Annotated in this window: 7 protein-coding genes; 3 read left to right on the forward strand and 4 right to left on the reverse strand. The window is 66.1% G+C overall.

The features are described from left to right. The 4 genes from ABS88_RS21725 to ABS88_RS21740 form a co-directional block, all read right to left on the reverse strand. The coding region (locus ABS88_RS21725) for a Ppx/GppA phosphatase family protein (RefSeq protein ID WP_502686176.1) at positions 1-671 on the reverse strand (671 nt) is incomplete at its 3' end. Between the two features lie 3 nt (positions 672-674). Further along, positions 675-2,846, reverse strand: a complete 2,172-nt coding sequence (locus tag ABS88_RS21730) for an RNA degradosome polyphosphate kinase (RefSeq protein ID WP_286750562.1) — start codon at positions 2,844-2,846, stop codon at positions 675-677. Next, the gene (locus ABS88_RS21735; RefSeq protein ID WP_003047844.1) at positions 2,837-3,493 is read right to left on the reverse strand and encodes an HdaA/DnaA family protein; all 657 of its coding nucleotides are present in this window, start codon (positions 3,491-3,493) and stop codon (positions 2,837-2,839) included. Before ABS88_RS21735 ends, ABS88_RS21730 begins: the two co-directional genes overlap by 10 nt. Then, positions 3,493-4,710 carry a heavy-metal-associated domain-containing protein gene (locus tag ABS88_RS21740; RefSeq protein WP_231737351.1) on the reverse strand — a complete coding sequence of 406 codons (1,218 nt, stop codon included), beginning with the start codon at positions 4,708-4,710 and terminating at the stop codon, positions 3,493-3,495. Before ABS88_RS21740 ends, ABS88_RS21735 begins: the two co-directional genes overlap by 1 nt. 265 nt (positions 4,711-4,975) lie before the next feature. Here ABS88_RS21740 and purM point away from each other — a divergent pair, with 265 nt between their 5' ends. The 3 genes from purM to ABS88_RS21755 form a co-directional block, all read left to right on the forward strand. Then, positions 4,976-6,082 (forward strand): phosphoribosylformylglycinamidine cyclo-ligase, encoded by a 1,107-nt coding sequence (purM, locus tag ABS88_RS21745; RefSeq protein ID WP_286750563.1) that lies wholly within the window; start codon positions 4,976-4,978, stop codon positions 6,080-6,082. 114 nt (positions 6,083-6,196) lie between these two features. Beyond that, the gene (gene purN, locus ABS88_RS21750) at positions 6,197-7,147 is read left to right on the forward strand and encodes a phosphoribosylglycinamide formyltransferase (RefSeq protein WP_286750564.1); all 951 of its coding nucleotides are present in this window, start codon (positions 6,197-6,199) and stop codon (positions 7,145-7,147) included. 168 nt (positions 7,148-7,315) lie between these two features. Next, a partial coding sequence (locus ABS88_RS21755) for a PLDc N-terminal domain-containing protein (protein WP_286750565.1) occupies positions 7,316-7,707 on the forward strand: 392 nt, incomplete at its 3' end.

A 7,707-nucleotide genomic window follows, 5' to 3' on the forward strand; every position in this document is an offset into this window, starting at 1 on the left:
TCCTGCGTCAGTTCGATGTCGAGACGCGACAGCGCGCGCCACGATCCGCCGACAAGATAGAGCGGCAGCCCGGTCATATTGTCCGGCCAGCCCGCGCCCTTGAGCATCTTGCGCACCGATCGCTCGAAAACCTGCTGCCCCTGCTTGCGCAGCGCGGGCAGGCGCAGCACGCCGAGCGGGAAGGACGCGCGCCGCCCGACGGTGCCGCCCGACACTTCGGCCAGCTCAAGGCTACCGCCGCCCAGGTCGACCGCGATGCCGTGCGCGTCGGGGATTGCCGAGATGACGCCGCAGCCCGCCGCTTCGGCCTCTTCTTCGCCCGACAGCAGGCGGATCTTCAATCCCGCCTCGGCAGCACCGGCGATGAAATCGGGGCCGTTCTCTGCATCGCGCACCGCCGCGGTCGCGACGCATTGCAGGTCCTTCACCTCCATGTGGCGCGCGAGCAGCGCATAGCGGCGCAGCGCGATCAGCCCGCGTTCGGCATCTTCGGGCGCGATGCGATTGTCGATCGCAAGCCCGCGGCCCAGCCCGGCCGGCACCTTTTCGTTGAAGATCACCGCGGGCGCGCGCGGCGGCCCTTCATAGACGACGAGGCGGACCGAGTTGGACCCGATATCGATGACGGCGGAACGATGGGCGGTCAGTCTGTTGGAACGGGCGATCGGCAAGTGTCAGTCTTCGCGCATGTTGAAATCGAGGGTCGGCACATCCTGCCGCTTGTGCAGCGCGGTCCCGCGCCCCGAAAGCGACGGGTTATTCATGAAATAATGGTGCAGGTTAAACGGCTTGTCGCCCGGATCGACGCGCACATAGGTGCCGTCGGCCTGCAGCACCCAGCTTTGTTCATTGTCGATCAGATTGGCGACGAGCACCTGATCCAATATCTGGTCGTGGACGGTCGGGTTCTCGATCGGGATCATATATTCGACGCGGCGGTCGAAGTTGCGCGGCATCCAGTCGGCGCTCGAGATATAAAGCTTGGCGCGCTGGTGCGGCAGGCGCGATCCGTTGGCGAAGGCCCAGATGCGGCTATGTTCGAGGAAACGGCCGACGACCGATTTGACGCGGATCGTCTCCGACAGGCCGGGAACGCCGGGACGCAGGCAACAGATGCCGCGCACGATCAGCTCGATCGGCACCCCCGCCGCGCTCGCCTCGTAAAGCTTGTCGATGATGCCGGGGTCGACGAGGCTGTTCATCTTGGCCCACAGCCCCGACGGCAATCCCGCTCGCGCAGCCGCAATCTCGGCATCGACAAGCTCGCACAGATGCGCGCGCATGTTGAGCGGCGACATCGTCACCAGCTCGAGCCGCTCGGGCTCGACATAACCGGTGATATAGTTGAACAGTTGCGCCGCATCGCGCCCCGCGCGCGGATCGGCGGTAAAGAAGCTGAGGTCGGTATAGATGCGCGCGGTGATCGGGTGGTAATTGCCCGTGCCGAAGTGGCAATAGGTCCGATACCCCTGCCCTTCGCGGCGCACGACCATCGAGATTTTGGCGTGCGTTTTCCACTCGATGAAACCGTAAACCACCTGCACCCCGGCGCGTTCGAGCTGGTTCGCCCAGAGCAGATTCTGCTCCTCGTCGAAGCGCGCCTTGAGTTCGACAACCGCCGTCACCGACTTGCCCGCCTCCGCCGCCTCGATCAGCGCGCGGATGACGGGCGACTGGTTGCCGGCACGATAGAGCGTCTGCTTGATCGCGACGACATCGGGATCGGCGGCTGCCTGCCGCAGAAAGGACACGACGACGTCGAAGCTTTCATAGGGGTGATGGACGACGATGTCCTTGGAGCGGATCGCCGCGAAACAATCGCCGCCATGTTCGCGGATGCGTTCCGGAAAACGCGGCGAATAGGCCGGGAATTTCAGGTCGGGGCGATCGACATCGACCAGCGCAGACAGCGCCGCGAGCCCCACGAAACCGCCGATCTTCGCGACGATCGCTTCATGCCCCTGAATATCGGCATTGAGCACTGCGGCCAGTTCGGCCGGCATGTCGGCCTCGAGTTCGAGCAGGATCACCCGCCCGCGCCGGCGGCGGCGGATCGCGGTGCGGAACAGGCGCACCAGATCCTCGGCCTCTTCCTCGATTTCGATGTCGCTGTCGCGGATGATGCGGAACACGCCGATCGAGCGGCTCGCATAGCCGGGGAAAATCAGGTCGGCGAACAGTTCGACCAGATATTCGATCGGCACGAAGCTCGTCGCCTCGCCCGGTACCGGCACCAGTCGCGGCAGCGAAGCGGGGATCATCACCAGTTCGCGCACCGTGTCGCCCGTCGCCTGGCGCTGGAGATCGAAGATCACGCCAAGGCCGCGGTTGGGGATGAAGGGAAAGGGGTGCGCAGGATCGAGCACCTGCGGCGTCAGGATCGGGAATATCTGTTCGCTGAAATATTGGCGGAGCGAGGCGCGCAGTCGCTCGCGCTCCGACCCGGCGCCATGAACGATGACCCCTTGTTCGGCGAGCAGACCGTGCAGCTTCTGCCACTCGCTCTGCTGTTCGTCGACGAGCCGGTTCACCTCGGCCTCGATCTCGGCGAGCTGCTGCCCCGGCGAGCGGCCATCAGCCGACGGATCGTCGATCCCCTGAAGCTGCTGCCCCTTCAGGCCGGCGACGCGGACCATGAAGAATTCGTCGAGATTGCTCCCCGAAATCGACAGGAAGCGCAGCCGCTCGAGCAAGGGATGCGCCGGATTGCGCGCCTCCTCCATCACCCGCCGGTTGAAGGCGAGCCACGACAGTTCGCGGTTGAAAAAGCGGTCGGGGTTCGTCTTGTCGAAGCCCGGAACCACCGGATCATTATCGGCGCGAAGGGGCTGACCGGTTATCGACATGTGCCTGTTTCCTGCCTTTCGAGCAAATCGGGATCGATGAGCCCCTGTGACAGTAATGTTTCACGCGTAAGACGAATGCTAATGGCGCGCCCTTTTTCGAGCGATGCGGCGTCGAGCGCCGCGACGACGCGGTGGATCATCGCATAGCTGCGCTCCATCCGCGGCACGACATAGGCGGCGACGTCGGGCGAAATCGCCATCCCGCGCTGGGCAAAAAGTGCGTCGATCAGGTCGCGCGCCAGGCAATCGTCGGGCTCGCCGATCGTCAGTACCGGCACCGCGCGCAACCGCGAAGCGAGGTCGGGAAGCGCGATCGCCCATTCGGACGGCGGCGCATCGGCAATGATGAGCAGGGGCGTTCCCGACGCCTGCGCCGCGTTCCAGGCGTGGAAAATCTCCTCTTCGGACACGCTGGCATGACCGTCGATCACGCGCCCGCCCGATTCGCGCGCGAACAGCCGCCCCATCAGGCTGCGCCCCGATCCGCGCGGCCCGGTCAGCACCGCGGTGCGCACCGGCCAGGTCGCGACATGGCGCAGATAGCGCACCGCGTCGGCGTTGCTCGTCCCGACGATCAGCGGACCGTCGTTGGCGCCGCCGGCACTCCAGTCGAGCGGCAGCGCAATCTGTCCCGAACCGCGGGGCATCAGCGACTGATCCTGAGCTGGCCGCCGCCTTCCTGCACCTTGAAACCGCGCGCCGCGAGCGCCGCCTTCAGCGCGCCGACGTCGCCGCGGAAGGTGACGCGCATCACCGACATGCCGCCGAGCGCGAGGCTGCTCGTCGCTGCCGACTGAACCCCCGAAATGCCGCCCACGGCGCGTTCGGTCGCCGAAACCGATTCGACGTCGGGTGATGCATATTGGACCGTGAAGGTCTGCAGCCCCGCAGGCGCCGTCGTCGGCAGGCTGGTGTCGGTCTCGCCGGCCACCACCGTGTCGTCGGTCGCCACATCTTCGGGCAGATCCTCCTTCTCGACCGGCTTTTCGAGCACGAGATAGGCGTCGGTGCGCAGCTGTCCCGCGGCGAGCGCCTGCGTGTAGAGCGCATCCATCCGTGCCACCGCCTTTTCCATCATGTCGGGAATCGCGGCGGCGTTGGGCGCGGTCATCGTGAAGGCGCCGATCAGGCGGTTGTCGGGGCTGTAGCGCGCGGCGAAATGGCCGGTCACCGGTCCGCCGGGATAGCTGTATTCGACCCGCGCGATCGGGATCAGCACGTCGGCGGCGCCATATTGGTCGAGGATGACGCGCCACCAGACGCGGCCGCGCCGTCCGGTCTGCCCCGGATTGAGCAGCAACGTGTCGGCGCCGGTGCCCGCGGTGCGGACATAGTCGATCGCGCTCTGCCCGGTATTATATTCGGCCCAGGCGCGCTGCCACGCGCTGCGCTGTTCGAACACCTGCTGAATGCCGTCGATCGAATAGACGGGAATCACCAGCAGCGGCGGCGAACGCAGGGTGCGGCCGCTGACGCCCAGTATCTGCCCGGCGCGGACGCGGTCGAACTGGACGCCCAGCGTCGCGACATAGCGGCGCGGCCCGACCTGTTCCTTTTCCACCACGATCGCGGTGACGATGCCGTCGAGCACCGAATCGGACAGCGCCGGACCGTCGCTGCCGTTGGTCTTGCGATAGAGTTGCTGCCACCCCTTGCGCTGCGCCTCGCGCCAGCCCTTTTCGCGCGCATCCTCCGGATTGTCGCCGGTGACGTCGATCGCGATGCCGCTCGCCAGAAAATCGCCGCTGCTGTTGATCGGCGTGATGCCGCGGTCGCCATGCGCGATCTGCCCCTGGACGAGGCCCGCGATCAGAACCGCCAGGAACAGCCCGAACAGCGCCGCCCAGCGCCGATCGCGAGGCACGAACGAGCGAAGGGGGAGACCGGGAGTCGAACGGGGGAAAGCGGCCGAAGTCATAGGGTTCTTACGCTTTGTTCCCAACCAAGATGCAACCATCACTCTGTCCGTCATTCCGGCGAAAGCCGGAATCTCGACCTCGTGCCATAATGCCCCGGCGAGATCCCGGCCTTCGCCGGGATGACGATTCCTGCATGCCCTACGCGAAAGTCGAGGTCACCGACAAGGAAATCATGGCATTTGTCGGCCGGAAGCGTTAGTCGCGCGGGCCATGGATTCCAAGCATAACCAACCCGCCCCTTATACATATGCGCAGGCCGGCGTATCGATCGAGACCGGCAATGCGCTGGTCCGTGCCATCGCCCCGCTCGCCCGCGCAACGCGCCGCCCCGGCGCCGATGCCGACCTCGGCGGTTTCGGCGGCTTTTTCGACCTGAAAGCGGCGGGGTTCAACGATCCGCTGCTCGTCGCCGCGAACGATGGCGTGGGCACCAAGCTCAAGCTCGCGATCGAATCGGGCAAGCATGACGGGGTCGGGATCGATCTCGTTGCCATGTGCGCCAACGACCTCATCGTGCAGGGTGCCGAGCCGCTGTTTTTCCTCGACTATTATGCGACCGGCAAGCTCGAAAACGATGTCGCGACCCAGGTGGTCGCGAGCATCGCCGAAGGCTGCAAGCAGGCGGGCTGCGCGCTGATCGGCGGTGAAACCGCCGAAATGCCGGGGATGTATTCGGACGGCGACTATGACCTTGCGGGCTTCTGCGTCGGCGCGGTCGAGCGCGACCAGGTGCTGACCGCCGACAAGGTCGCGGCGGGCGACGTGATCCTCGGCCTCGCTTCGTCGGGGGTGCATTCGAACGGCTTTTCGCTCGTGCGCCGCCTCGCCGCCGACAAGGGCTGGAAGCTGGACCGCCCGGCGCTGTTCGATCAGACCGTCCTGCTGATCGACGCGCTGATGGCGCCGACGCGCATCTATGTGAAAAGCCTCCTGCCGCTCGTGAAGACCGGCAAGGTCCATGCGCTCGCGCACATCACCGGCGGCGGCCTGCTCGAAAATATCCCGCGCGTGCTGCCCAAGACGCTGCACGCGCATATCGATGCCGACGCCTGGGACCAGCCGCGGCTGATGGCGTTCCTGCAGGCGCAGGGCAATATCGAGCCCGAAGAAATGGCGCGCACCTTCAACTGCGGGATCGGCATGGCGGTCGTCGTCGCCGAAAGCGACGTTGCCGATGTGACAGCGGCGCTCGAAGCGGCGGGCGAGACGGTGTTCCGGATCGGGCATATAGCCGAAGGCGAGAAGGGTTGCACGGTGTCGGGCGGTTCGGAAACGTGGAGCGCGATGGGTGCGTGGAGCGCCACGCACCACGGCTGACGCACATTTCCGTTCGCCCCGAGCTTGTCGAAGGGCCGTCCTTCCCTTTGAACCTTGAAAGAGAAGAACAGTGCTTCGACAAGCTCAGCACGAACGGATTGAAAGGGTGGCGCCGTGACGAAAGCGAAAGTCGCCGTCCTCATCTCGGGCGCCGGGACCAATATGGCGGCGCTGCTCTATGCCGCAAAGGCCGCCGACTGCCCTTATGAACTCGTGCTGGTCGCGAGCAACAACCCGGAAGCGCCGGGCCTCGCGCTCGCCGCGGCCGAAGGCATTGCGACCTGGGCGCAATCGCACAAGGGAATGTCGCGCGCCGCCTTCGACGCGCTGGTCGACGAACGGCTGCGTGCCGCTGGCGCCGACTATGTCGCGCTTGCGGGCTATATGCGCATCCTCAGCGACGATTTCGTCGCCGGCTGGACCGACCGGATGCTCAACATCCACCCCAGTCTGTTGCCGCTCTACAAGGGGCTCGACACCCATCAGCGCGCGATCGACGCCGGCGACCGTTTCGGCGGGTGCAGCGTCCATGTCGTCACGCCCGCACTCGACGATGGGCCGGTGCTGGCGCAGACCCCGGTCGCGATCGTGCCCGGCGACACCGCCGAAACCTTGGCGGAACGCGTCCGTTTTGCCGAGCATCAGCTCTATCCCGCCGCGCTCGCCGCCTTCGTGACGCGCGAACGGGCGCCCGACTGGCTGCTCGGCCGCGTCCGCGCCCTGGCGATGGCGCTGCCCGAAGCCGACGAGGTTACCTCGCACGGCATGCCCTGCTTCGGCATCGTCAAGGGCAAGAAATTCGCCTATTTCACCCACGATCATCATGGCGACGGCAAGACCGCGCTGCTGGTCAAGATCAGCGGCGCCGACGAGCAGGCGCAGCTCATCGAACTCGACGAAGCGCGCTATTATCGCCCCGCCTATTTCGGCGACGGCTGGATCGGCATCCGCCTCGACCTCGGCGATACCGACTGGGATGCGATCGGCGACTGGCTCCGCAAGAGCTGGCTGGCGATCGCGCCGAAAAAGCTCGCGGGGCTGATGGCGGTAGCCGAGGACTTTTAAGTCGCCACCCGCGTCATTGCGAGCTGAGCGAAGCAATCCAGAACGGTTCACGCGCACTCTGGATTGCCGCGCGGCGTCGCCGCTCGCAATGACGAACAAGGGCGCCATACTTGCCCCGTCCAAAATTCGCGCTGGCCTTTTGCACCAAAGCACGGTGAACTGGCCGCGATGGAGTATGATTTCGCCCTGATCCTGTGGGCCGCGTACATCGCGGTCTTCATCGTCATCCTGGGCCGGATCATCCTGCGGCCGCAGCGCGAGCCCGCCTCGCGGCTCGCGTGGCTGATCGCGACGATCGCGGTGCCGGTCGTCGGCATCCTCGCCTATCTGCTGCTCGGCGAGGCGCGGATCAGTGCCAAGCGCCGCGCGCGCTATGCCGCGATCGAGGCGCATCTGCCGCACCCCAGCGAAAATGGCGCCGTCCGCCGCGCGCTCGCCCGCAGCGCCTGGGCGGCGCCCTTCGCGCTCGCCGAAACGGTGAACGCGCTGCCGCCGACCGCGGGCAATCGCGCCCGTCTCGCCGCCGACAGCAACGCCGCGATCCGCGAGATGGTCGAGGA

Source organism: Sphingopyxis sp. SCN 67-31, from assembly GCF_001725095.1.